Below are 24,315 nucleotides of genomic sequence, written 5' to 3'. Positions count from 1 at the left end.
CAATCGTTCCGGGCAACCGCTGAATACTAATGACAGCATGTAAAAAAGTGGGCCGCTGGATCAAACAGATTTTTGCCCACGCCACCTGGCTGTAAGGCCACCCGTCAATGCGGCCCATACGCCATTGGAGCGTTTCAGCGACGCAGTGACTGTCGCGTCGCCATCGTCTGGGGCAAGCATGCCACGAGCGAAATCATCGGCAACCGGGGCCTGGAATCTACGCTGTCCCGCGAGCGCTTTCATGCGCAGCTGTTCTGCGGCGTAGTCGTTCGACAGCGCCACACCGAGCACATCTTGCGACGCGCCCTCACCGTTTACCGAGGGTGAGCGTTCAACCAGATGGCTGTTGTGAAGGGTGTCATGGCCACCCGCTTGGCAGGATTGAAACGAAGTTGAAGTCATGTCAGGGCCCTGATTCAGTGTCTGAAAAAGCGACCGGCTCCGTCAAAGCCGCTGGATGTGTATGCCCTGAGTGGCAAATGTGTGGAAATAGTTCCTTGCACAATTCGAAGCACGAGGCGCCGCTACGTGTTAGCAGCGCCTTATTGCACTGCGTTATGCCATCCCGAGGGACAACAACATCAGGCCTTCCTGGCTGATTCGCTTGTCTCCATATTTACTCGCAACGTTGTCCATTATTTCCAGCAAGTCACTGCGATTGACGGCCGTTTTACTCAACTGAAGATAGTGGTCCAGTGAAGGGATGCCCGTCAGGCCTAGACCGGCCAGATATTGGAGATCGCCGATGCCGATCTGGCGCCTACCAAAGTGCTCTGTGAAATTATCGAAATGGCTCAGCAGCTCCTGAACTACTTGCTTATCAGTGCTGTATTTCAAGGGGTTTGGATCGCGGTTGAACGCACTGAGATTGCTGATTTCTACCTGATCGCCAAGCTCACCTGTACCCGGCTGCCGGAAAAAGGCATCCATCACGTCGGGACGCTTTAAAAGCTCGCTGGCCAGCCGAATGTTTTGATTCATCACAGGGTTTCGGCCTGGTTTTTGATACGCCATTTCTTCAATAGCGCTCTTACTGATAGTCGAACGGTTACCCGGCGTTGTAAACGCGCGGGCGTTTCTCAGAAGATCGGTCGCCAGTTGATCGTTGCTTTTCTTCGAATACAGCGGGTCCGGCTTACCCAGCGTGATCGGGTACGGGCCATGCGCATTAATGGGTGGGTTGGGCCTGCCCATCCAAGGCCTCCCCCATTGCTCAAGCTGCTGCGTGCCCCCGTAGTGTGAGGCATGGTGCGTCATGGCAGAAAAATCTTGGGAATGGGCTGAGCTATTGAAATAATTATGATGACTCGCTGCCTGTTGTTGCTGGCCAAACACCGGCCCACCCTGACTTTGCGATGCGTGAAAATTGACGCTTGCACCGTTGTGGCTGTGGTAAGGCGCCGTAGTCGACGCAAAAGCACTGGCCTGGGCTACGGGGTTGGAATTAACCTGCGTGGTGTCCGCACTGGATGAAATTGATACAGAAACAGTGGTATTCGATACCGACATAAGTGCCTCCAGGGCAAGGGGTACGATTATCAACCTGTCGCTGCCCGCTTATGTGGAAGCCGACCAGGTTTGCCTCCTGTGTGGCGTATCTGTCGGAATAGGTTCCTGATCAAGCAGAAAATCGCGTGAACCGGCGTAGGAAACAGGCAAAAAAAATCGCAGCCCTTAGGCTGCGATTTTTCCTATCAACGGCAGATCAGAACCCGACACTCGCCTGTACGAAGAACGTACGTGGCTCGCCCAGGTACAACCCGGAATTGTTGTCACTGGAGCGTGTGTAGTGCTGTTGGTCAAAGACGTTTTTCACGCCCACACCCAGTTTCAAGTTCGACAGTTGCGCACCAAAGTCATACCCGCTGCGCACGTTGACCGAGACATAACCCGGGATGTCGCCGTACTGACCATCGGCGGTGCCTTGGGTGATGTAGGTGGTGCCGGTGCCTGGCGCACGTTGCCTGGACTGGGCATAGACGTCCAGGTTATGGGTCCAGTGGTTGATGTCGTAACGCAGGCCCACAGTCGCCACTTCACGCGAATACAGCGGCAGGTCGCGGCCCTTGAACGGCACATCGCCTTCAGAGGTGGCCTTGGTGTAGGTGAAACCAGCGTTGGCGGTCAGGCCGTCCAGGCTCGGGTCGAGGTTCGACAGGTCATAGTGGGCCGAGGCTTCAATACCCTGGTGCTTGGTCGCCCCCAGGTTTGTCCAGCCCACGTCGTTGCTGACGTATTGCAACTCATCCGAGAAGTCGATGTAGAACAACGTCACTTCGCCGCCCCACACACTGTCGTTGTAGCGCGTACCGACCTCGTAGGTCTTGGCTTTTTCCGGGTTCAGGCCGTTGGCCGTCTGGTCGCCGTTACCGCCCTGCCCGAGCTGGAAGTACTGCAGGCTGCCGAAGGAGGTTTCGTAGTTGGCGAACACTTTCCAGGCATCCGAGACGTGGTACATCACGCTCAGGGCCGGCAGCGGTTCGTTGTTATTGACCTCGCGGCGTTTTTCCTGGGTGCGGGTGCCATTCAAGGCCACTACCGGGCGGTCATGCCATTCGGTACGAATGTCTTCGAAGCGAATACCCGGCGTGATGGTCCACTTGCCAATATCAATCTTGTTATCGATATAGAAGGCGTTGGCCTCAGTGCCACCGGTACGGTCCTGATAGACGTGACCGTCACTCTGGCCGCCCGGCGTCGGCACATTGTTGACCAGGTTCAGGCTGGTGGCCTGCTCGTGCATGCCTTCTTTAAGGTAGCGATAACCGACGCTGACTTCCTGGGTGCTCGGCCCCACGTCGAATACATGTGACACCCGCGGCTCGATACCGAAGGTGTAGTAGGTGCGCGGATAAGAACTGAGAGTCTTGAGGTCGCGGTTGGCGATATTGCTGCCGCGGAAACTGTCGGAGTAGTAGGTCAGCACTTCGGCCTGGGTACGGTCGTCGATCTGGCGGATGTACTTGAAGGACACATCCTTGCGGCGCCCGCTGAAACTGTCCCAGTCACGCACCGATTGGTACGGGTTGGCGCTGAACTGCTTCTGGGTCAGGCCGCCCGGCATATCGGCACTGGCGTCGTAGTAGTGGAAGTTCAGCGAGAAGTCGTCTTGATCGGTCGGTGCCCAGTGGGTCTTGAAGATCACGTCGTCAATGTCGTTGGAGTTGTTGCTGTTGCGATAGCCATCGCCCTTGACCCCGGAATACAGCAACGCCGCGCCGATACCGTTATCCGCCGTGCCGCCGATAAAGGCGTTTTCGATGTGCTTCCAGCCGCCGTGGGCGGAGGTTTGCAGGGTGGTGCCGACCTCACCGGAGAATGTCTCGGGGATAGCGCGGGTCACGAAGTTGATCACACCGCCGACGTTCTGCGGCCCATAACGCACGGAACCGGCGCCACGCACCACATCGATGCTGTCCAGGTTGCCGGCGGAAATCGGCGCCATCGACAGTTGAGGCTGGCCATACGGTGCGAAGGCCGCCGGCACGCCGTCGATCAGCACGGTGGAGCGTGGCGACAGGCGCGAGGTCAGGCCGCGCACGCCCACGTTGAGTGAAATATCGCTGCCACCGGTGCCGTTGGATTCCTGCACCTGTACGCCAGGGACGCGGCGCAACACATCGCCCACGTTCATCGCGCCCTGCTCCACCATGGCTTCGCGGCGGATGACCGTACGTGCGCCCGGGTGGTTCTGCACCACTTCGGCGTTAGCATCGCCCAGCCAGTTGCCGACCACTTTGATATCGGTGACGCCCAGTTCCAGCGGCGAGCCGGCTTCACCGGTGCCGTTGCTTTGCGGGCGCAGGGTCACTGAACCGGCGTCGATATGGTAATCCAGGCCGCTGCCTTGCAGCAACTGGCGCAGGGCTTGTTCGGGCGAGAGGTTGCCGTCCACCGCAGGCGCTTGCTTGCCGGCGACCATGTCGGGGTTGAAGAACACTTGCAGGGACGTTTGCTGACCCAGTTGGCTCAACGCCGCCCCCAAAGGCTGGGCGCGGATATGGATACCGTCGTTAGCATAAGCCGCAGGCAGCCCGGCACTGACAGCAAGCGCCAGGGCCAGGGGCACCCAGCGGGAAATTTTATTGTGGGAGACGGTCAGTTTTTTCACATCGAAGCTTTTCACATCAAACCCCTGTAATCGCAAGAGCGTGCGGCTGTTAATGCAAACCAGTTGCAGTTGCAAGAGAAGACGAAGAACTCGAAAAAAACCTGAACCTCAGCGTGAAATAATTTCCTGGCTGCCGTCCGGCAAGGTACGCAAGGCGACCGGCAGGATGTGCGGCAAGGCTTTGAGCAAGGCGTCGGTGTCGCTGGATTTGAACACACTGGTCAAGCGCAGGCTGCTCACCGCAGCGGTACTGACCCGCAACGGTTGCTCGCGGTAGCGCGACACTTCGCGGGCCACTTCGCCAAGGCTGGCGTTGTTGAACACCAGCTTGCCGCTGCGCCAGGCGGTCAACTCATCGGTATTCACCGCGTACGCCGCAGCCACTTGCCCCACGGCATCGACTTGCGTGCCTCGGCCCGCCGTAAGCGTGACGATCCGGTCCGATGCACGCCCCTGGACCTTGACCGTGCCAGCCTCGACCACCACACGGGTCTGATCATCATCGCGGCGCACATCAAAGCGCGTACCGGTAACTGTCACCTGCCCTGCCCCGGCGGCGACGACAAAGGGTCGACTGGCGTCATGCTCGACGCTGAACATCGCTTCGCCGTGCTTGAGCTCCACGCCGCGCCGGCCTTTTTCGTAATGCACTGCGACCACGCTGCGGCTGTTGAGGTCCATCACCGAACCGTCGGGCAAAGCCACCTGGCGGTGCTCCCCCAAGCGCGTACTGAACTCGGCGTTGTAAGCTTTTGGATGATCAAGGCCGCTGAACAAACCCAGGCCCAAGGCGATAGCCACCACGCTTGCGGCGACTGCATAACGCACAATGGTACGGCGCATGGGCCGCTCCACCGGCGCATCACACAAGGCCTGCAAACGGGCCTTGGGCAACAAGTCGGTGGCGTTCCACACCCCTTGCAGCACGTCGAGTTCATATTGGTGCTCAGGCCGTTCTGCGCGCCATGCGTCGAAACGCCGGCGCTCTTCGATGTTCAGCTCGGCGTCTTGCAAGCGTACAAACCATTGCGCGGCTTCGTCGCGAGCACGGCTATCCATCATGGAAGGTCCTGTTTCATCAAAGCGGGTCATGGGGCCAGCGCATCCAGACGGTCACGCAGATGCCGCAAGGTGCGGATCATATACTTTTCAACCATGTTTTTAGACAGGCCCAGGCGCACGGCGATTTCCTGCTGGGTGAGGCCTTCGATTTTCTGCCAGATAAATATCTTGCGACAGTTAAGCGGCAGCTCGGCCAAGGCCCGCTCGATGGAGTCCGCCAACTGGATCGCGTGCATAAAATGCTCCGGGTCGCCGCTGTGGGGCGAACGCTGGTCAAAGGTCTCCAGCGCCAGCGCCTCACGCCGGTCTTCGCGCCGGTAGGCATCAACGGCGATGTTGCGCGCTGTTTGATGCAGATAGGCGCGTGGTTGCTCAACCTCGCTCGAACGCGACTCAAGCACTCGCACGAAGGTGTCGTGGGCCAGGTCTTCAGCCTGCTGACGGTTTCTCAGGCGGCGTGTCCAGGTGCCGATCAACTCTTCGTAATGCTCGAAAAAGCCTGTTCTGCGGGGCGGCTGAGGGATCATTGCGTGAGCACTGGGGAGGCGGGGGCGTGAATAGTAATGCTTCCTATTAAGTGGGGCAATTGCTTCCCGTCGCCGCGCCTTGGACTTCCCACTGGTGAACTTCCGCCACGCGCCGCCAGTCAGCTGCAAAGACTCTCTTAAAACGGTGGGTGGGCAATGCAGATCTCCTTGCAGCAACAAGTGGCCCTGGTCACCGGTGCCAGTTCCGGTATCGGCGCAGGCGCCGCCAAAGCGTTGGCCGAGGCCGGTGCGGCGGTGGTGCTCAATTACAACTCCCAGGCGGCGCCGGCCGAAGCCCTCGCTGCGCAGATCAACGCCAACGGCGGCCGTGCAATTGCTATCGGCGGCGATGTGTCCCAAGAGGCCGACGTTGAACGCCTGTTCGCCCAGACCCTCGATGCCTTCGGGCATCTGGACATTCTGGTGGCCAACTCCGGCCTGCAAAAAGACGCCAACCTGGTCGACATGACCCTCGACGACTGGAACACGGTGATCGGCGTCAACCTCACCGGCCAGTTCCTGTGTGCCCGCGCCGCCGTGCGCATTTTCAATCGCCAGGGCGTGCGCGATGGCGTGTCGCGCGCCGCCGGCAAAATCATTCACATGAGCTCAGTGCACCAAATCATCCCTTGGGCCGGGCATGTGAATTACGCCGCCTCCAAAGGCGGCGTGGAGATGCTGATGCGCACCCTCGCCCAGGAAGTCAGCGAGCAGCGTATCCGCATCAACGGCATTGCGCCCGGCGCTATTCGTACGGCGATCAACCGTGCGGCCACCGAAGGCGCGGCAGAAAAAGAGCTGTTGAAGTTGATTCCCTATGGCCGCGTCGGCGACGTGGAAGACGTGGCGAACGCGGTGGTGTGGCTGGCCAGTGATGCCTCCGACTATGTGGTGGGCAGCACCCTGTTTATTGATGGTGGCATGAGCCTTTATCCGGAGTTTCGTGGCAATGGTTGATTTTAAAAATGAACAGCAGAGCGCCATCGATGCCCACGGCATTATTGGCGATATGCGCAGTGCGGCATTGGTCAATGACCGCGGCAGTATCGACTTTTTCTGCTGGCCGGAATTCGACAGCCCGTCGATCTTCTGCTCGCTGCTCGACACGCCCGAGGCCGGTGTTTTCCAGCTCACACCCGACCTGAAAAACGCCCGCCGTGAACAAATCTACCTGCCCGACACCAACGTGCTGCAAACCCGTTGGCTAAGCGATGAGGCGGTGGTCGAAATCACCGACCTGCTGGTCATCAGTGAAGAGATTGATGATTTGCCGCTGCTGATTCGTCGCGTACGAGTAGTCAGCGGCACAGCCACAATCCATCTGCGCTGCGCCGTACGCCACGACTACGCGCGCACGCCGACCCAAGCCAGTATCGACGACGGCATGGTCTATTTCGCCGCCGACGGCCAGCCCGGCCTGCGCTTGGCGAGCAGCCACGCAATGCAGATCGAAGCCGATGCCGCCGTGGCCAGTTTCACCCTGGCCCAGGAAGAAGGCGCCGAGTTCGTCCTCGGCGGCCAAGATGATCCACGGGTCAACAGCGGCTGCACCGATTTGGCATTAGCACACACATTGAAGTTCTGGCGCGGCTGGATCGCACAATCGAATTACCGTGGGCGCTGGCGCGAAATGGTTAACCGCTCGGCCCTGGCGCTGAAGCTTTTGACCTCACGCAAACACGGCGCAATCATCGCCGCCGCCACCTTCGGCCTGCCGGAAACCCCTGGCGGCGAGCGCAATTGGGATTACCGCTACACCTGGATCCGCGACGCCTCGTTCACGGTCTATGCATTCATGCGCCTGGGCTTCATCGAAGAAGCCAACGCTTACATGCGCTGGCTCAAAGGCCGCGTCAGCGACTGCTGCGGCCAGCCGACCAAAATCAACATCCTCTACGGCATCGACGGCCGCCAGGAACTGCCGGAAACCACGCTTGATCACTTCAGCGGCCACGGTGGTGCCAAGCCAGTACGTATCGGCAATGAGGCCTTCGACCAGATCCAGCTGGATATCTACGGCGAGCTGATGGATGCGGTGTACCTGGTCAATAAATACGGTGAAGCCATCTCCCACGAAGGTTGGAAACACACGGTGGAAGTGGCTGATCAGGTCTGCGAGATCTGGAACAGCAAGGACGTGGGCATCTGGGAAATGCGCGGTGAGGAGCATCACTTCCTGCATTCGAGGCTGATGTGCTGGGTGGCGCTGGACCGCGCAATCCGCCTGGCTTCCAAGCGCTCGCTGCCCGCTCCGTTCGCGCGGTGGGACCAGACGCGTCAGGCGATCTATGCGGATATCTGGAGTAACTTTTGGAACGAAGAACGCGGGCACTTTGTGCAGCATATCGGCAGCACCGCACTCGACGGTTCGATGCTGTTGATGCCGCTGGTGCGCTTCGTTGCGGCTACCGACCCGCGCTGGCTGTCGACGCTTGCGGCGATTCAGAAAAGCCTGGTGCGTGACGGCATGGTCTACCGCTACCGCAACGACGACAGCCAGATCGACGGTTTGCAAGGCACCGAAGGCGCGTTTGCTGCCTGTTCGTTCTGGTACGTCGAATGCCTCGCCCGCGCTGGGCAAGTGGAAAAGGCGCACTTGGAATTTGAACAACTGTTGCGATACGCCAATCCGTTGGGGCTGTATGCCGAAGAGTTCGATAACCAGGCGCATCACTTGGGCAATACGCCCCAGGCGCTAAGCCATTTAGCGTTGATCAGCGCGGCAACGTTTTTGGACCGTAAGCTCAGTGGCACGAAGACCACCTGGCAACCCTGAGGAGGCCTGAGGGGTAGAAGCAAAAAAACAGCTCTAAAGCCGCCAATCTCTACCTGAAAGTAATGAGATTCAGATGTGGGAGCTGGCTTGCCTGCGATGGCATCGACTGTGGGTCACTGATAAACCGAGGGGGCTGCATCGCAGGTAAGCCAGCACCCACATTTGATTGAGTTCAGCTTCCAGGATCAGGTCTATGGTGCACTATAGGCAGCCCCAAGCCGCCACCAGGAACCCCATGCGCCAGGTACTGCTGATCATCGACGTGCAACCCTGTTTCAACCCGCCGGCGTGGCTGGTCGATGGCATTAACACCTTGCTCGGGCGCCTGCCATCAGTGGCCACCGTGGAGCGCCACGACGAAAGCATCACCCCCTTCACTCGCCAACTCGGCTGGCAACCTGCGCCGGACGACCACAGCCTGATTGCCGCCGAGCGCATCTTCATCAAACACGGCTATGCCCCCACGCCCGAGACCCTCGACTACCTGAAAAGCCTGACGCCGGACCGCGTGCTGGTGTGTGGTATCCAGACCGACACCTGCGTCCTCGCGGCCGGCTTCGCATTGTTTGATGCGGGACTGCAGCCGACATTGATCAGCGACTTGACCGTGGGCTCATCGCTGGATCGGTCAGGCAAATTAGGCGTTGACCTGTGGCGGCATCACTTCGGCAACGTAGTAGATCGCGCCCAAGTAATCGCGACGACCGCCTCATGAATGCATTCCCGACGCTTGCTACCCCGCGCCTGCGCCTGCGCGAATTACGCGCAACCGACGCCCCGGCGTTATTCGCCATCCATGGCGACACCGCCAACATGCGCTGGTTTGGCGCCGATCCAATGATCGATCTGGCCCAGGCCCACGCCTTGATCGACACCTTCGCCCAATGGCGCACCCAGCCCAACCCCGGCACACGCTGGGGGATTGAACGAGCTGGCGAACTGATCGGCAGCTGCGGCCTGTTCAAATGGAATCGCAGCTGGAACAGCTGCGCCCTCTCCTGCGAACTGGCACCGGCAGCCCGCAGCCAAGGTCTGATGAGCGAAGCCTTGCGGTCGATGCTCGACTGGGGCTTTACGCACATGCAATTACATCGGATTGAAGCCTGGGTGCATCCGCACAACACGGCGTCACTGGCGCTGTTGCAACGTTTGGGCTTCAAAGCCGAAGGGACATTGCGAGAGGCGGGGTTTTGGAATGGCCAGCGGCATGACCTTGTGGTGCTGGGTTTGTTGGCGCAAAAGGAGCTAAATCAGCTATAACGGTTTCGACGCCATGCATCACGCCTGATATTCAAGGAAAGAATATGACCTCACGTATACAACGCGACTTCAGTACGCCTCTTCGACCGACTCTGAGCTGGAGTGAAACTTGGGAAAGCGACGATAAAGGTCTTATCAAGTGCTGGGAGACTGGTCGAGAGCTCGCAACGAAGCGACCTGATCTTGCACAAGCTGCTCTCACCCATGAACTGCCCCCACTCGGCTGGAAAGGCGGCGTAAGCCGAAGCCTGAAAAAGCTCGAAAAATTTGGTTCGCTGAATTACCTGGCGCAATGGCAGGGTCTGCGGGGTGAACACCTGGAGATTGACTCGGAACAAGAGGTTCTTAAAACCTGCTCGCGCACTCATATGACGGTTACGTTCACCCCCGACAAAACGAAGTACATCAATCAGACAACGGAAGCTGAAGACTAAGGAGCAAGGACGCATGGTCGATCTTCATCAGGAATTCGAACGAAGTCTCTACTTTCAACAGGCGCGTATTGACCGACGCTCTGCCGATGCGTTGGTGGGTATTACTGCCGGTTTGACCGCAGATGGAAAAATCAACCAACTGGAAGCCGAGTTTCTCAAGACGTGGATCGAAACCCACCTGATACACATTGAAGACCCGGTAGTTAACATTCTGTATCAACGCCTCGCCGATATGCTGAGCGATGGAATACTGGATGAAGATGAGTCGATCGAATTGTTGGAAATACTGCACCAATTTTCGGGAATTTCCGTTGGTGCACCTCAGCGCGCTACCGGCGTCAGTAGTCTTCCTCTAAACGATCCGGTTCCCGATCTTGATTGGCTGAACAGGGTTTTTCTGTTCACTGGGGTTATGGCTTACGGCCCTCGAAAAGACTGTGAATCGCTCGTACTCGAACGCGGAGGTGTGATCGGTAACTCCGTGAGCAAAAAGGTCCATTTTCTTGTGGTGGGTAGCGTTGGCAATGAGCAATGGCTTCACAGTTCCTACGGGACGAAGATCAAGAAAGCCGTAGAATTGCGAAACAGCGGCGTGCCCATTGCAATCATCAGTGAAACCCACTGGCAACAGGTGCTATTCGGTTGATGCCCATCCTCTCCATCCTCATCCACGTCCCTGACTGGCGCATCGCAACAGAGTGGTACGCCACAGCCTTTCCCGCGGCTGCGCGTATTCGTCATGACCCTGATGATTTCGGCCATCTGGAAATAGAAGGCGTAGCCATTGAGATCGTTAACGCCGACAATAAAGTTGCCTGCGGCGCGGCAGGTTCAGTGGTGTATTGGCGGGTGGAAGACCTGCCGCTGACGGTGCGACGGCTGGAGGCGCTGGGCGCGACACTGTATCGCGGGCCTATGGCGATTGAAGGCGGGCATTGGATAGGCCAGGTCCGGGATCCGTGGGGCAATTGCATCGGGTTGCGCCAGTGCGGACTAGACAAGTAAGACGACTGCCTTCATTTGCACCACCTGCCGTCATGGGTTTGGGCTAGAATTCCGGCTACTTTGGCCAGTCGATAAGCCCCCAATCATGACTACTCTCGCCACGCTACTTTACATCCGTACGCCCCTGCTCGAAGTAGCCTACGAAGCCCACGGCCCCGAAGACGGTGAACCGGTGATCCTGCTGCACGGCTTCCCTTACGACCCGCGTGCCTACGATGACATCGCACCGCACCTGGCTGAGCGTGGCTGCCGGGTGTTGGTGCCGTACCTGCGGGGTTATGGCCCTACGCGGTTTATCAACGAGCAGGTGATGCGCTCCGGTCAACAGGCGGTGTTGGCCAAGGATCTGTTGGATTTCATGGATGCCCTGGGCATCCCGCAGGCCACGCTCGCCGGTTACGACTGGGGGGGCCGCGCCGCGTGTATCGTCGCCGCGTTGTGGCCGCAGCGAGTGCGTGGGTTGGTAACCGGGGACGGCTATAACATCCAGGACATTGCCAAGTCGCCCGAGCCTCACGCGCCCGAGACAGAGCATCGCTTGTGGTATCAGTTCTACTTTCACACCCAGCGCGGTGTAGACGGTTTGACTGCCAATCGCCGTGAGTTGTGTGAGTTGCTGTGGCAGCTGTGGTCGCCGACCTGGGCCGAGGGGCCGGGGCTGTATGGCCGCACGGCGCCGTCGTTTGATAACCCGGATTTTGTCGAGGTGGTGATCCACTCTTATCGCCACCGCTTCATGTACGCGCCGGGCGACCCGGCAGTGGAAGCCATCGAGCAGGCGCTGGTAGCGCAACCGCCGATTTCGGTGCCGACGATTTCACTCTGCGGCGCCGATGATGGCGTGGGCCCGGCCCCGGTGGAGGATGACGATGTGGAACACTTCATTGGCTTTTATCGGCGCGACGTTTTGCCGGGGGTGGGTCACAACATTCCTCAGGAAGCGCCGCAGGCGACCCTCGCGGCGATCTGCGAGTTGCTGGACCGCGCGTGAATGTTAGCGGCGCTTAGGGGACCACCCACGGCGCAAGGTCATCACGCCGACATAGCACCTTGATACAAATGTGCACATTTTCGTTCAAGCCGGGTCGTAGAAGCGCTCACGGTAGGCCTGGGGCGTGACGTCCAGGGCGCGCAGGAAACTGCGCCGCAGGGTCTCTTCACAGCCGAACCCGCACTGCACGGCGATGCGTTTGATCGACGCTGTGCTGTCAGCCAACTGCCGGCGCGCGGTTTCCACGCGGATCAACTCCACCGCCCGCGCCGGGGTCTGGCCGGTTTCGGCGCGGTAGTGGCGCACGAAACTGCGTTCGCTCATACCGGCCTGGGCGGCCAGCGTAGGAATGTTCAGGTCGAGGGTGAGGTTGTCAGCCATCCAGGCGTGCAAATCAGCGAAGCGGCTGTCGCCCTTTTGCAGGGACAAGGCCACGCTGAATTGCGATTGACCGCCTGGCCGTTTAAGGAATACCACCAAGTGCCGCGCCGCCTCCAGGGCCACGGCGCGGCCCAGGTCTTCTTCCACCAGGGCCAGGCACAGGTCGATGCCGGCCGTCACGCCGGCGGAGGTCCACACCGAGCCTTGCTGGATGAAAATAGGGTTGGATTCCACGGTCAGCGACGGGAACCTGCGCGCCAGTTCTTCGCAGCGGGTCCAGTGAGTGGCTACGCGACAGCCGTCGAGCAAGCCACTGGCGGCGAGCAGAAAAGCGCCGGTACACACCGAGGTCATGCGCCGGGTGTGCTGGGATTTTTGCTTCACCCAATCGACCAACTCCACGTCTTCGGCAGCGCCGTACACACCCCAGCCGCCCGCGATCACCAAGGTGTCGCAAGGCGTGTCGGCTGCGGGCAGCGCCTCAGCCACCAGTGCCAGGCCGGCGGAGGTCATCACGGGTTCTGCCTGCGCGGCAATCACCGACACCGCGTAAGGCAACGGCAGGCCGCGCTGGCGCGCCAAGTCATTGGTGGTGGCGAACACCTGCAACGGCCCGGTGACGTCAAGCACCTGGACATTATTGAAAGCGAGTACGTGAATAGTCCGGGTCATGATTGGCGTAATCTGTGGGCTCAATGGCGCATACGCCAAAGCCTAGGCCGCTAGAGTGAAGCCGTCCACCCCTTTATCGGAGCTTCACTCATGACCCTGCAGATCGGCTTTCTGTTGTTCCCCGGCATTCAGCAACTGGACCTCACCGGCCCCTATGACGTGCTGGGTTCGCTGCCGGACGTGAAGCTGCACCTGGTGTGGAAAGACCTGGCGCCGGTCACGTCCAGCACCGGCATGGTGTTTACCCCGACCATGACTTATAACGACTGCCCGCGCCTGGATGTGATTTGCGTGCCCGGAGGTGCAGGCGTAGGCGAGTTGATGGAGGACCCGCAAACCCTGGACTTTCTCAAGGCCCAGGCCCAAACCGCACGCTACGTGACGTCGGTGTGCACCGGTTCGCTGGTACTGGGGGCTGCGGGTTTGCTGCGCGGTCGCAAGGCCACCACTCACTGGGCCTACCACGACCTGCTCGCCCCGCTCGGCGCGATCCCGGTGCAGGCGCGCGTGGTGCGTGACGGCAACTTGTTCACCGGTGGCGGCATCACCGCCGGCATCGACTTTGCCCTGACCCTGGCGGCAGAGCTGTACAGCGAGGCCGCCGCGCAACTGGTGCAGTTGCAGATTGAATACGCGCCGGCGCCGCCGTTCGATTCGGGCAGCCCGCACACCGCGCCCGAGCCTGTGCTGGAGGAAGCCAGGAAACGCACGGCGGAATCGCGTCGGGTGCGCGGCGAGATCGTGGCACAGGCGGCGGCGCGGTTGGGGTGATGCAATGAATGTGGCTGGCGGGCTTCGTGTGGCGAGCCCGCTCGCCGGCCTCAGGCTGGCCGAGACATCAGCATCAGCCTAGCGGCCAACAGCATCAGCACACTCGCCAGGCCCCATTTCTGCAGTTTGGCACTGCCAGCGCGCCCGGCAAAAAACCGGCTGAGCGCACCGCCAAAAACCCCTAGCAGCACGTGAAAAACACCGGCAATCAGGGTCAGTACGCCGCCCAGCATCAGCAGTTGCAGCGTGATAGAGCCGGCCTGCGGCCTGACGAATTGCGGCAAAAACACCATGAAAAACAGCAACGCCTTGGGATTGAGCAAACTGTTGAGCATCGCTTGCACAAACACACGGCTCAGACGCACGCGCTTTACCTGGGCAGTGTCCAGCCCGGGGCTTTTCTGCAAGGTCTTGAACACCAGCCACAGCAGGTAAATCACACCGGCATAACGAATCACATCAAACGACGGCGGCCAACTGGCGACCAGCGCCGTTACGCCGGTGGCGGTCAACGCGGTCAGCAGCACGTCCGCCACGCAGATACCCAGGCCCGAGGCCACACCCCCACGCCAGCCGTAACTCACACCATGGCTGATAACAAACGCCATGTTCGGCCCCGGCGATAACAGCAACAGCAAGACAGCGCCCGAGAACACAAGCAAAGTTGAGAAATCAATCATGCTCAAACCACCCACCCCAATAAGAACGGACAGATTAAATGGCCGTCAAAAAACCCACAAAAAATTGTGCTGGATACATTTTTATCTGAGTTTAAAAACAACTTCCACCCGTCTCAAAGGCCGTACTTTCTGGGACTTAGCGTGCCCTCTTTGTCCCCTTTTCCTACCGCCGCTCAAAAAAGCTTTACCCATCCAGCAGGAAAATTCTCATATTTGTTCCTACACTCAAAAACACACCCCCAACATCGAGTGCTCGAACAAGGAACGTCAATAAAATGCCACAAAAAATACCAGTTAACCTGTCTAGCACGCCACCTCCAGAGCATCGTCAACCCACCGACAAAGCAATCCTAAGGAACATTCCTTAAGTCACTGCCCACGTAAAACATTCATTTGGATAGCTTCAGATGAAGGGTCAGTTGCGTTTTAGCCAGAGTAGCCGTCGTTCGTCTTGTGCGTATTCAAGCAAGCCGAACAGAAGTCTGGAGTGCAATGAGGGATGTTTTATGCGAGAGAAGTCGTCAGTCGACAGCCTGTTTCTGACCCGCGCCGGATTTGTTGAGTTTTTTGTTGTTTTCGTCAAATTGATCCACGGCCTGACGGCTATTTTGCCGCCACTGGTGCTGGCGCTTTTCCTCGACCCGATGGCCCCCGAACTGCGTTCTCACTTCCTCGGTTTGCTGCTGTTTTTCGCGATTCTGACCATTATTCTGTTCCAGGCCCTGAGCATCTATTCCGAGGATCTGTTCAGTAATCGCCTGCGCCTGCGGGCCAAGATAGTCGCCTGGTCGGCGGCGTTCTGCATCTTGCTGTTCATGTACCAGATCCTGCTGTTTTTCCCGCAATTGACCCCGCGCAATCTGGTCGCGTGGTACTTCGCCAGCCTAGGGCTGTTCTGCCTTGAGCGCCTGTTGATGCTACGCCTGTACCGCAACCTGATGCGCAAGGGCAAATACCTGCAACGTACGGTAATCCTGGGCTTCACCGACACCGCCGTGCACGTCGCCGACCACCTGCAACGCAATGGCGATATCCGCTCCGGCCTGATTGGTTTTATCGACGACCGCACCGAGCGCATTCCCAAGGAACTGAGCAACCTGCCGCTGCTGGGCAACACCCGCGACCTGGAAAAACTGATCCGCGCCGAGCAGGTCAACCAAGTGATGATCTGCCTGCCGTGGGCTGCCGAGCAACGTATCCACGGGCTGGTCAATCGCCTGCGCCAGATGTCGGTAAACGTGATGCTGGTCCCGGACATGGCCGCCCTACGCTACGGCCACAGCCGCATCACCGACGTGGGCGGCATTCTGATGTTCAATACCTCGCAGTTGCCGCTGCGCGGATGGTCGCCGGTAATCAAGCGCTGTGAAGACGTGCTGCTGGCCAGCTTGGCACTGGTGGCGCTGTCACCGGTGATGCTGGCGACGGCAATCGCGATCAAGCTCGACTCTAAAGGCCCGGTGCTGTTTCGCCAGAACCGCTTCGGCTACAACGACAACGAGATTCGCGTGTTCAAGTTCCGCTCGATGTTCACCGACCAGAGCGACTTCACCGCCGAGCAACAAACCACCCGCAAAGACCCGCGCATCACCCGCGTGGGCCGGATTATTCGTAAAACCAGCATCGACGAACTGCCGCAGCTGTTCAACGTGCTGCTGGGCAATATGTCGATGGTCGGCCCACGCCCCCACGCCACGGCGACCAAGGCCGCCGGTATCCCGTTCGAAGTCGCGGTGAGCGAATACAGTTCGCGACATCGGGTCAAGCCGGGCATCACCGGCTGGGCACAGATCAACGGCTACCGAGGCGAGACCGACACCCTGATCAAGATCCAGAAGCGCGTCGAGTACGACCTGGAGTACATCTCCAAATGGTCGGTGTGGTTTGACTTGTACATCGTCTTTATGACGGTCCCCGCCGTCCTCTCCACCAAGGAGGTCTATTGATGAATGCCCTCAACGGCTTGATTCCCTGCATTATTTCCGGTGGTTCGGGCACACGGTTGTGGCCAGTGTCGCGGCAGAACATGCCCAAGCCCTTCATGCGCATGCGTGACGGCATGAGCCTGTTGCAAAAGACCTTCCAGCGCGCCGCGCGCCTGCCAGGTGTGGAAAGTGTGCTCACGGTGACCAACCGCGACCTGCTGTTTCGCACCCTGGATGACTACCGCGTGGTCAACAAGGCGCACCTGCCGTTGGACCTGTTGCTGGAGCCGTTCGGGCGCAACACCGCGGCGGCCATCGCGGTGGCGGCGCTGCATGTGCAGGAGCATTTCGGCGATCAGGCGCAGCTGCTGGTAATGCCTGCCGACCACTTGATCAGCGATGAAACCGCGTTCGCCGCCGCTGTGACCCAGGCCCGTGAGCTGGCCGAAGCGGGCTACCTGGTGACATTCGGCATCCAGCCCGACCACCCGGAAACCGGCTTCGGCTATATCGAAAAAGGCGACGTGCTGGGCACCGGCAACCGCGTCAAACGCTTCGTCGAGAAACCCGACCTGGCCACCGCGCAAGGCTACCTCGACGGTGGCAAACACCTGTGGAACGCCGGCATGTTCTGCTTCAAGGCCAGCACCTTGGTGGACGAACTCGCCGTTCATGCTCCCGACGTACTCGCGGCCGCGAGAGCCGCGCTGGAACACAGCCAGAACCTGCAGAATAAAACCTCGCGCCAGCGTGAACTGAGCGCCGAAGGCTTTGGCGCTGCGCCGGATATTTCCATCGACGTGGCGCTGATGGAGAAGTCCAAGCAAGTTGCCGTGGTGCCGTGCGACATCGGCTGGAGCGACATCGGTTCCTGGGAAGCGCTGCGCCAGCTCACCCCCAGCGATGCCAATGGCAACCAGGTCAATGGCGAAGCGATTTTGCATGACGTGCACAACTGCTACGTCGACTCGCCCAAGCGTGTCCTCGGTGCTGTCGGCGTGCGCGACCTGATCATTGTCGATACCCCTGACGCGCTGCTGATCGCCGACGCCAATCGCAGCCAGGATGTGCGCTACATCGTTGCCGAACTCAAGCGCCAGGACCATCCGGCGTACAGCCTGCACCGCACCGTAACCCGGCCGTGGGGCACCTACACGGTGCTGGAGGAAAGCAGCCGCTTCAAGATCAAGCGCATCGTGGTCAAGCCGCAGGCGTCGCTGTCATTGCAGATGCATCACCACCGCAGCGAGCACTGGGTGGTGGTCAGCGGCGCGGCACAGATCACCAATGGCGAGCGCGAATTCCTGATCAACGCCAACGAGTCCACCTACATTCCGGCCGGGCACAAACACCGCCTAACCAACCCCGGCATCATCGACCTGGTGATGATCGAGGTGCAGAGCGGCGAGTACCTGGGCGAAGACGACATTGTGCGTTTTGACGACATTTACGGGCGTGCGCCCGCTGCCGACGTGAAAAAGTGATATGCGTACCTCGCTGATCATCCCGACCCGCAACGCGTCCAGCCACCTGGCGCGATTGCTGCCCGCGCTGAAAATGCAGACGCTGCTACCGGACGAGATGCTGGTGGTCGACAGCGCCTCCAGCGATGACACCGTGGCGCGCTTTCGAGAGTTCGGCGCGCGGGTCGAGGTGATCAACGCCCGCGATTTCAACCACGGCGGCACACGGCGTTGGGCCAGTGAACAGGTGAGCGGTGACGCGCTGATCGTGATGACCCAGGACGCGATCCCCGAAAGCCCCGAGACCTTCGCCAACCTGCTCGAAGAATTGCAGCAAGACCCGCTCAACGGCGTGGCCTACGGCCGCCAACTGCCGCACCCCGGCGCCGGCGTGCTGGGCGCGCAATCACGGCACTTCAACTACCCGCAACACAGCCGCAGCAAGAGCCTGGCCGATGCGCCGCAGTTGGGGATCAAGACCTGCTTCAGCTCCGACTCGTTTTGCGTGTACCGACGCAGCGCCTTGCAGGCCGTCGGCGGTTTTCCCGCTGATGTGATCGGCAGCGAAGACGCCTACGTCGCTGCGCGCCTGCTGCTTGACGGCTACAAGGTGCGCTACGCCGCGTCAGCGCGGGTGTACCACTCCCACGATTACCGACTCATGGATGAGTTTCACCGCTACTTCGACATTGGCGTGTTTTACGGCCGCGAGCCGTGGATTCGCCAGGCCTTTGGCGATGCCGGCGGTGAAGGTAAACGCTATGTACAGGCTGAGCTCGCGGCATTGCGCGCAGCCGGTGCATTGCACCGCGTACCCGAAGTACTGGTGCGCAGCGCGTTCAAGTTGCTCGGCTATCGGCTGGGCCATCTGGAACGCCGGCTCCCACTCGCCCTCAAGCGGCGCATCAGCATGTTCCCCGGTTATTGGAGGTGAGCAGCATGACCTACAGGAAGTCCCCCTTGATGAAAAAAACCGTGCTCCTCTTGGCCATGTTGGCCTTGGCCGCCTGCAATACGCCGGCACGCATCGTCCCGCCGGATGACCAGACCGTGGAGGACGGCAAACGCGCCCTCGACCAGCTGGCGCAGTTGCCGCCGGCGGTGGAACGCATCCGCATCGGCGACCAGTTGCGCATCGTGCGCGATGCCGGCGAGATGCCGACGCTGTCGGCGTTCAACGTCAGCACCATCTACGAGCTGACGCTGTACACGGTGCAGACCGACGGCAAGATCAACTACCCGTTCCTGGGCCCGATCCAAGTCGCCGGGCGCCAGCCATCGGAACTGGCCACCGAGCTAAGCAAAAAGCTCGCGCCGGTGTACCGCGAGCCACGCGTCACGGTGAACATCAACCAGGCACCGGGCAACTCGGTGATCGTCGGCGGCGCGGTGAATAACCCGACGGCGGTACAACTGGGCACGGCCAACACCCTGGAGCAAGCGATTGTCGGCGCCGGCGGGGTAAACCCATCGGGCAATGCCAGCATGGTTGCGTTGTTGCGCGAAGATGCCCAAGGCGCCTACCACGCCTACTTCCTGGACTTCAGCCAATACCTCAAGCCCGGCCCCAACGGGCGTAAACCGGTGCACCTGCAACGCGGTGACGTGGTGTTCGTGCCCAAATCCAATGTGGGCGAGCGCATCCAAGGAGTGGATACCTACTTGAACCAACTGATCCCGTTCACCAAGTCCATTGGGGTTGGCTACAACTACACCCGAACCAGCGGCGGCAATAACTAAAGGAGCGACATCCCATGATCGAGATCCGTTCTTTTCGTGATCTTCTGCGTCTGTTCTTCATCTTCCGGCATGAGTTCAAACTGGCGGCCATCGCGGCGCTGGTGATCATTTTGCTGGGGGCCTTTTTGCTGCCGGCCAAGTACGAATCCACCGCGCGCCTGCTGGTCAAGCCGGGGCGCGATTCGACCTTGCCGATCGAGATCAGCAACCGCCAGGCGCTGGTCATGCCCAGCACCCAGCGTGACCCGATTGTCGACGAGGAGCGCCTGCTGACCGGGCGCCCCATCGTGCGTGCGGTGGCCGAGCATTACCTGGAAGCGATCGACAAAATGCCGCCACCGGAAGGCTTCTGGAAGCGCACCAAGTACTACGTCAAAAGTGGCGTCGGCGCCGTGTTCGACGGCCTGCGCGTGGTGTTAGAAACGGTGGGCATCGTTGAAAAAACCACCCCAGTGGAACGCCTGGCCGCGAGCCTGGAGAAGAACTTCGAAGTGAGCCACGCCGCCGGCTCCACGGTGATGGATATCAGCTTCAAGTGGGGCGACCCGGAGATCGCCCAGGCGGTGGTCAAAAGTTGGGTCGAGACCTACATCAACGAACGCACGCAGGCCTTGGGGCGCAAGAGCCTCTACGCCTTCTATGAAGGCCAGGTGTCCAACAGCGCCACCGAGATCAAGCGCTATAAGGAGCAAATCCTCAAGCATTTAAATGAGATCGGCGCGGCGAGCATCACCGATCGCCTGGAAGATTTGTCCGAACGCATCAACGTGCTGCGCGGCGAAACGTTCAACACCACGCGCCTGATCGCCTCTTCCGACAGCGCTCTGGACAGCACCCGCACTCAGCTCAAGACCCAGCCCAAGGAGGTGACCACGGTCCGCCAGATTGCGCTGAACCCGCAGCAGCAAGATTTGCGTCGCCTGCTCAACCAGAAGCTGCTGGAAAAAGCCGACATGATGCGCACCTACACCGACAACGCGCCGCCGGTCAAAGCCCTGGATGCCTCGATCCGGGCGATGCAGGCCCAGGTTGCAGGTGAAAGCAACACGGTGCAAAGCTCGGAAAACCGTGCGCCGAACACCCTGGAAATCCACTTGCAGCGCGTGCTGCTGGATGAGTCGAGTAACAACCTGGCCTTGCGTACCCAGTTGGTGCAGCAGCAGAAGCAATTGGTGAACCTCGAAGCGCAGCGCAAGCAAGCCCTGGAAATAGAGCCGGAACTGGCGCGCCTTGCCCGTGAGCTGAGCGCCACCGAGCGCAACTACGCGCTGTACGTGGACAACCTGGAAAAATCGCGCATCGACCGTGAGCTGGACAACAGCCAGATCAGCAACATCGCGGTGATCGAAGAAGCCACCTTGAACCCAGGCCGCATCTTCCCCAAAACCCTGGTGATGCTGGTGTTGGCGATCCCGTTCGCGATCGTCGTCGGCCTGCTGGTGATCTACCTGTGCTACCTGCTCGACCAGCGCATTCACGACGGCGGGCTGGTAGAGCGCAAGTTCGGCTTGCCCCTGTGGACGACACTGCCGGAGCTGGACACCAGCACCGCGCAGAGTACCAACGCGTTCAATGCGAGCATTTACCGGCTGTATAGTTTGCTGCAATTGGACCGCGTGGCCGAACAAGGCCTGACCCTCGGGCTGACCTCGGCGCGCCACGGCGAAGGCGTGACCTTTGTGGTGGAACAGCTGCGTCAATTGCTGCAGGAAAACGGCATCACCGTGCGGGTCGGCGGCGTCGAGCCGCCAGCCCGCGGCGAAGTGGTGCTACTGGATGCCTCGGCGCTGCTGGACAACCGCGATGCCTTCATCAACCTGCGCCGCGCCGACCTGATCGCCTTGGTGGTGGAAGCGCAGAAAAGCACGGTGCCGGTGGTGGAACACGCGCTGTCGATCCTCAACACCGCGTTCGGCAAGGTGGACGGCATCATCATCAACCGGCGCAGATTCGAAGTGCCGGCCAAGGTGCTTAAAACCATCGCCAAATACCGGGGGGCGTTCTGATGCACATCGCCCTGCTCGCGCCTTTGCCGCCGGAGAAAAATGGGATCGCCGACTACGCGAACCATTTCAAGACGGCCTTGGAACAGCTGGGCGTGACGGTGGCGACACCGTTGAGTGGCGTGCAAGGCACGACGCAAGCGATCAAGCACGCCATCGCCGCGTTCGACTGGCACAGCGTGGACCTGGTCCACGCCGAGCTGGGCGGCGGGCGATTGGGCGAGTTCCTGGCCCTGCGCGAACTGCGCAAGGCTTACCCCCGGCTGCCGCTGACCGCCACGGTGCACGACCCGGAACGCATGGTGTGGCGCCGCGAGCACCTGCCCTTCCCGTTAAACCTGCTGGAGCGTTTGCCCAACCCGCTGCCGCAAGCGGCGGTGGTGCTCGCCGACCCGCTGACCTTGCGTGAAGAACGCCACGTCGCCCAAGGCCTGACGCGGCTGATCACCCTCACCCGCCTGGGTGCCGATTGCCTAGGCCTGCGCATGCAACTGCCGGCGGGCAAAGTGGCGGTGATCAACCACGCCAACCTGGCGATTGCTCCCGCGCCATTACCCTCGCTGGACACCTTGCACCTGCTGTATTTCGGTTTTATCTACCGTGGCAAGGGCATTGAGGACCTGCTGCAGGCCCTGGCCGATGCCTTCAAGCAAGCCCCCCAGTTGCGTGACCGTGTGCGCCTGACCCTGGCCGGTGGCACTGCCGCCGAAATGGCGTTCGGCGCAGGCGGCAATTACCTCGAGCAGTTGAACCGCCAGATCGCTGAACTTGGCCTGGCGGGCTTTATCGACTGGCGGCTGAACCTGCCGGCCAGCGAGATTGCACAGACGATCCAGGCGCACCATGTGATGGTGCTGCCGTACCGCGAATCGAAAAAGCTCAGCCTGCTGGGGCGCCAGCGCGGCACCAGTGGCGCGCTGTCCTGGGCTGCGGCGTGTGGGCGCGGGGCGATTACCTCGGATGCGCGGGCGTTTGCCGAAGAAGTCGCCAGCGGCAATGGCGCGATCTATCCCCAAGGCGACGTGGCGGCGCTGAGCGAACAACTGCTGCGCCTGGCGCGCACGCCGACATTGGCCCGCGACTGGGCCGAACGTGCCGGGGAAATTGGCCGCGAACGCCTGTGGCCGTTGACCGCACAGCAATTCAAGCAACTCTTTGAGCAGGCAATTGCAGGAGCCCCTGATGGCGCGTAAACGCACGTTCCTCGCCCTCCTTGCGGTGGTTGCCGCACTTGGCCTGACCGCCTTTATGTGGGGCCGCCAGGCCGACGCCGAGAGCCATGTGCTCAAGGGCAACAAGGTGGTGGTGTGGAAGGATTTTTTGGGGGTTAACGCGCAATTCCTGTGGTTCAGCCCCGAGCGCTACCAGATGCAGATCGATCACCTCAAGGCCTTGGGCCTGGAATGGGTGCGCCTGGACCTGCATTGGGATCAACTTGAGCCGGTGGAAAACCAGTATCAGGTGGCGACCCTTGATCAATTGGTCGGCAACCTGCAAACCAACCAGCTCAAGTCGGTGTTCTACCTGGTGGGCTCGGCGCCCTTCGCCACCACCGCGCCGGTCGGTGCGCCCTATCAGGACCAATACCCGCCCAAGGACCCGAACGTGTTTGCCAACCGCATGGCGCTGTTGTCGCAGCGCTACCCCAGCGTGGATGCCTGGCAGGTGTGGAACGAACCGAATTTGCTCGGTTTCTGGCGCCCGGTGGCCGACCCGGCCGGCTACGCCAACTTGCTGACAGCCACGGCCGCCGCGTTACGCGCGGTTAACCCGAGCAAACCGGTGGTGGCGGCCGGCATGGCATTCTTCAGCGAAATGCCCAACGGCCAGACCCTGTTCGATGCCCTCGGCGCACTCGGCGTGGCCAGCCTTAACACGGTGATTTCCTACCACCCTTACACGCAGCTGCCCGAAGGCAACGACCCGGCCAACCTGGACTTTATCGCCAAGACCACTGCGCTTAACCAGTCCCTGCGCAACGCCGGCGTGCAAACGCTGTGGAGCACCGAGTGGGGCTGGTCGACCTACCCCGGGCCAAAAGACGCCCAGGACCTCATCACCCTGCAGGGCCAGGCCGATTATGTGGTGCGCCGCGTGGCGTTGATGAGCGCGATGGATTACGACCGGATCTTCCTGTTCACCTTGAGCGACCTCGACCAGCGCGCCAGCGTGCGCGACCAGTTCTATGGCTTGCTCGACATCGACGCCAACCCCAAGCCGGTCTATACCGCCTTGAAGAACTTCCTCGACGTCAGCGGCCCGCAGCTCACGCCCGGCGACCCGCCGACCGCCGACCAATTGCCCAACGGCCTGTTCAGCATCGGTTGGACCCGCGCCGACGGCCACAAACTGTGGTTCTTCTGGTCGGCCCAAGGCGGTAACGCGCACTTGCCCAACCTCGCCAGCGCCACGCTCTACGACCCGCTGCGCGGCACGCAAACCCCGGTGAGCGGCACCAACGGGCTGACCCTCGCGGTCAAGTCGAACCTGCAAATTTTGTTATGGGATTGAAGC

23 protein-coding genes are annotated in these 24,315 nt (G+C 60.5%); 16 read left to right on the top strand and 7 right to left on the bottom strand.

From position 1 onward, the window contains the following. Positions 1-60 precede the first annotated feature (60 nt). From ACI77I_RS22595 to ACI77I_RS22575, 5 genes are all read right to left on the bottom strand, one after another. Positions 61-402 (bottom strand): type III secretion protein, encoded by a 342-nt coding sequence (locus ACI77I_RS22595; RefSeq protein WP_406998476.1) that lies wholly within the window; start codon positions 400-402, stop codon positions 61-63. A 153-nt stretch (positions 403-555) separates the two neighbouring features. Next, positions 556-1,509: a hypothetical protein gene (locus ACI77I_RS22590; protein WP_141240553.1), complete on the bottom strand. Its 954-nt coding sequence runs from the start codon at positions 1,507-1,509 to the stop codon at positions 556-558. 196 nt (positions 1,510-1,705) lie between these two features. Continuing rightward, the gene (locus ACI77I_RS22585) at positions 1,706-4,111 is read right to left on the bottom strand and encodes a TonB-dependent siderophore receptor (RefSeq protein ID WP_406998485.1); all 2,406 of its coding nucleotides are present in this window, start codon (positions 4,109-4,111) and stop codon (positions 1,706-1,708) included. A 108-nt stretch (positions 4,112-4,219) separates the two neighbouring features. Then, on the bottom strand, positions 4,220-5,173 hold the full coding sequence (locus ACI77I_RS22580) for a FecR family protein (protein WP_406998475.1): 954 nt from the start codon (positions 5,171-5,173) through the stop codon (positions 4,220-4,222). Between the two features lie 26 nt (positions 5,174-5,199). Continuing rightward, positions 5,200-5,700, bottom strand: coding sequence for a sigma-70 family RNA polymerase sigma factor (locus ACI77I_RS22575; RefSeq protein WP_094951215.1), 501 nt, complete (start codon positions 5,698-5,700; stop codon positions 5,200-5,202). Between the two features lie 156 nt (positions 5,701-5,856). Between ACI77I_RS22575 and ACI77I_RS22570 the strand changes: the two genes are divergently transcribed. From ACI77I_RS22570 to ACI77I_RS22535, 8 genes are all read left to right on the top strand, one after another. Beyond that, positions 5,857-6,657 (top strand): glucose 1-dehydrogenase, encoded by an 801-nt coding sequence (locus ACI77I_RS22570; RefSeq protein WP_242155297.1) that lies wholly within the window; start codon positions 5,857-5,859, stop codon positions 6,655-6,657. Further along, positions 6,650-8,476 (top strand): glycoside hydrolase family 15 protein, encoded by a 1,827-nt coding sequence (locus ACI77I_RS22565; RefSeq protein ID WP_094951213.1) that lies wholly within the window; start codon positions 6,650-6,652, stop codon positions 8,474-8,476. Before ACI77I_RS22570 ends, ACI77I_RS22565 begins: the two co-directional genes overlap by 8 nt. 235 nt (positions 8,477-8,711) lie before the next feature. Next, a complete protein-coding gene (locus ACI77I_RS22560; protein ID WP_242155293.1) occupies positions 8,712-9,191 on the top strand; it encodes an isochorismatase family protein in 480 nt (159 codons plus the stop codon). Further along, positions 9,188-9,736 carry a GNAT family N-acetyltransferase gene (locus tag ACI77I_RS22555; RefSeq protein ID WP_406998474.1) on the top strand — a complete coding sequence of 183 codons (549 nt, stop codon included), beginning with the start codon at positions 9,188-9,190 and terminating at the stop codon, positions 9,734-9,736. Before ACI77I_RS22560 ends, ACI77I_RS22555 begins: the two co-directional genes overlap by 4 nt. Positions 9,737-9,780: 44 nt before the next feature. Then, positions 9,781-10,170, top strand: coding sequence for a hypothetical protein (locus ACI77I_RS22550; protein ID WP_406998473.1), 390 nt, complete (start codon positions 9,781-9,783; stop codon positions 10,168-10,170). Between the two features lie 13 nt (positions 10,171-10,183). Beyond that, the gene (locus ACI77I_RS22545; RefSeq protein WP_406998472.1) at positions 10,184-10,816 is read left to right on the top strand and encodes a BRCT domain-containing protein; all 633 of its coding nucleotides are present in this window, start codon (positions 10,184-10,186) and stop codon (positions 10,814-10,816) included. Then, positions 10,816-11,175 (top strand): VOC family protein, encoded by a 360-nt coding sequence (locus ACI77I_RS22540; protein WP_406998470.1) that lies wholly within the window; start codon positions 10,816-10,818, stop codon positions 11,173-11,175. The genes ACI77I_RS22545 and ACI77I_RS22540 overlap by 1 nt, the downstream gene beginning before the upstream one ends. Positions 11,176-11,260: 85 nt before the next feature. After that, positions 11,261-12,166 (top strand): alpha/beta fold hydrolase, encoded by a 906-nt coding sequence (locus ACI77I_RS22535; RefSeq protein WP_406998468.1) that lies wholly within the window; start codon positions 11,261-11,263, stop codon positions 12,164-12,166. Positions 12,167-12,250: 84 nt separating this feature from the next. On the opposite strand, the gene ACI77I_RS22530 is transcribed toward ACI77I_RS22535, so the two are convergent. Then, positions 12,251-13,219, bottom strand: a complete 969-nt coding sequence (locus ACI77I_RS22530) for a GlxA family transcriptional regulator (protein ID WP_406998467.1) — start codon at positions 13,217-13,219, stop codon at positions 12,251-12,253. 90 nt (positions 13,220-13,309) lie between these two features. Here ACI77I_RS22530 and inhA point away from each other — a divergent pair, with 90 nt between their 5' ends. After that, positions 13,310-13,990 carry an isonitrile hydratase gene (gene inhA, locus ACI77I_RS22525; protein ID WP_406998465.1) on the top strand — a complete coding sequence of 227 codons (681 nt, stop codon included), beginning with the start codon at positions 13,310-13,312 and terminating at the stop codon, positions 13,988-13,990. 50 nt (positions 13,991-14,040) lie between these two features. On the opposite strand, the gene ACI77I_RS22520 is transcribed toward inhA, so the two are convergent. After that, a complete protein-coding gene (locus ACI77I_RS22520) occupies positions 14,041-14,670 on the bottom strand; it encodes a LysE family translocator (protein WP_094951207.1) in 630 nt (209 codons plus the stop codon). A 506-nt stretch (positions 14,671-15,176) separates the two neighbouring features. Here ACI77I_RS22520 and ACI77I_RS22515 point away from each other — a divergent pair. The 7 genes from ACI77I_RS22515 to ACI77I_RS22485 are packed head-to-tail and all read left to right on the top strand — an operon-like array spanning position 15,177 to position 24,312. Then, positions 15,177-16,616: an undecaprenyl-phosphate glucose phosphotransferase gene (locus ACI77I_RS22515; protein ID WP_406998463.1), complete on the top strand. Its 1,440-nt coding sequence runs from the start codon at positions 15,177-15,179 to the stop codon at positions 16,614-16,616. Beyond that, the gene (locus ACI77I_RS22510) at positions 16,616-18,079 is read left to right on the top strand and encodes a mannose-1-phosphate guanylyltransferase/mannose-6-phosphate isomerase (RefSeq protein WP_094951205.1); all 1,464 of its coding nucleotides are present in this window, start codon (positions 16,616-16,618) and stop codon (positions 18,077-18,079) included. The genes ACI77I_RS22515 and ACI77I_RS22510 overlap by 1 nt, the downstream gene beginning before the upstream one ends. 1 nt (position 18,080) lies before the next feature. Then, positions 18,081-18,992 carry a glycosyltransferase family 2 protein gene (locus ACI77I_RS22505; RefSeq protein WP_094951204.1) on the top strand — a complete coding sequence of 304 codons (912 nt, stop codon included), beginning with the start codon at positions 18,081-18,083 and terminating at the stop codon, positions 18,990-18,992. Between the two features lie 29 nt (positions 18,993-19,021). Continuing rightward, positions 19,022-19,798 (top strand): polysaccharide biosynthesis/export family protein, encoded by a 777-nt coding sequence (locus ACI77I_RS22500; protein ID WP_094951203.1) that lies wholly within the window; start codon positions 19,022-19,024, stop codon positions 19,796-19,798. Between the two features lie 14 nt (positions 19,799-19,812). Continuing rightward, positions 19,813-21,804, top strand: coding sequence for an exopolysaccharide transport family protein (locus ACI77I_RS22495; protein WP_242155290.1), 1,992 nt, complete (start codon positions 19,813-19,815; stop codon positions 21,802-21,804). Beyond that, the gene (locus ACI77I_RS22490; RefSeq protein WP_406998461.1) at positions 21,804-22,994 is read left to right on the top strand and encodes a glycosyltransferase; all 1,191 of its coding nucleotides are present in this window, start codon (positions 21,804-21,806) and stop codon (positions 22,992-22,994) included. Before ACI77I_RS22495 ends, ACI77I_RS22490 begins: the two co-directional genes overlap by 1 nt. After that, complete coding sequence (locus ACI77I_RS22485; RefSeq protein WP_406998460.1) at positions 22,984-24,312, top strand: GH39 family glycosyl hydrolase; 1,329 nt, start codon at positions 22,984-22,986, stop codon at positions 24,310-24,312. The genes ACI77I_RS22490 and ACI77I_RS22485 overlap by 11 nt, the downstream gene beginning before the upstream one ends. Positions 24,313-24,315 lie beyond the last annotated feature (3 nt).

Source organism: Pseudomonas sp. D47 (assembly GCF_045447305.1).
In the GTDB taxonomy this organism is placed as follows: domain Bacteria; phylum Pseudomonadota; class Gammaproteobacteria; order Pseudomonadales; family Pseudomonadaceae; genus Aquipseudomonas.
The sequence above is the reverse complement of the archived record's forward strand: the minus strand, read 5'-3'. Positions and strand labels throughout refer to the sequence as shown.